Source organism: Streptomyces milbemycinicus, from assembly GCF_002154605.1.
Classification (GTDB): Bacteria; Actinomycetota; Actinomycetes; order Streptomycetales; family Streptomycetaceae; genus Streptomyces; species Streptomyces milbemycinicus.
The window spans coordinates 1-1,094 of sequence record NZ_MUNE01001176.1 but is presented as its reverse complement, the minus strand read 5'-3'; the positions used below and the strand labels follow the sequence as shown (position 1 = coordinate 1,094).

The 1,094-nt window shown below is 74.3% G+C and carries 1 protein-coding gene; it reads left to right on the top strand.

Annotated elements, in window-relative coordinates; all coding sequences use genetic code 11:
• Positions 1-8: 8 nt before the first annotated feature.
• The gene (locus CCN51_RS51890) at positions 9-1,058 is read left to right on the top strand and encodes a LacI family DNA-binding transcriptional regulator (protein ID WP_043487665.1); all 1,050 of its coding nucleotides are present in this window, start codon (positions 9-11) and stop codon (positions 1,056-1,058) included.
• Positions 1,059-1,094 lie beyond the last annotated feature (36 nt).

The window sequence follows — 1,094 nt, the reverse complement described above, 5'->3', positions numbered from 1 at the left end:
ACCCCTATGTGACCGGTCACAATCCTGGCATGAATGTGACCGGTCACACAAGACGGCCAGGAATCCGCGATGTGGCGAGTGCGGCGGGCGTCTCGTACCAGACGGTCTCGCGGGTGATCAACAACCATCCGAGCGTCAAGCCGTCGACCCGCGAGCGCGTGCTCGCCGCCATCGAGGAGCTGGGCTTCCGCCGCAGCGCCACCGCCCTCGCGCTGGCCAGCGGACGCGCTCGTTCAGTCACCGTGCTGACCGCCAACACCACGCACTACGGCTACGCCGCGACCCTCCAGGGCATCGAGGAGGCCGCCCGCGCCTCCTCCTACGCGGTCGGCATCGGTGTACTGGAAACCGCCGACGAGGCCGCCGTACGCGCCGAGGTGCAGCGCGCGGCCGACGCCGGCGGCGGGCTGATCGTGATGGCGTACGACACCGCGGGCGTCCGGGCGCTGGCGGCGATCCCCGAGGAACTGCCGGTGGTGGGCGTGGTGGAGACCCCCGCGAGCCCGCCCGGCGAACACCGCCCCTGGGTGTGGACCGACGACCGGGAGGCGGCCCGCGCCGCCACCCGCCATCTGCTGAGCCTCGGCCACGAGACCGTGCACTACGTCGCGATCCCCTCCAGCACCCGCCGCACCGGCCAGCGCACCGCGGGCTGGCGGGACGCGCTGCGCGAGGCCGGGGCGGCCGAGCCGCGGCCGGTGGCGGGCAGCTGGGACCCGGCCAGCGGCTACCGGGCCGGGCAGAAGCTGGCCCGCGACCCGTCGGTCACCGCGATCCTGTGCGGCAACGACGACCTGGCGCTCGGCGTGATCCGCGCGCTCCACGAGGCGGGCCGGGCGATCCCCGGCGAGGTGAGCGTGGCCGGATTCGACGACGCGCCGCACTCCGCGTATCTCACCCCGTCCCTGACCACCGTGCGGCTGGACTTCACGGGTCTTGGCCGGGCCGCCTTCGGGCTGCTGTACGGGCTGGTCGAACAGGCCGAGCCGGTCGCCCCGCACCCCGTGTCCGTACCCGAGCTGATCGTCCGGGAGAGCTCCGGCCCGCCGCCCCGGTGAGTGCCACGCCCCCTGCTGCCCGACCCCGCGTAACCC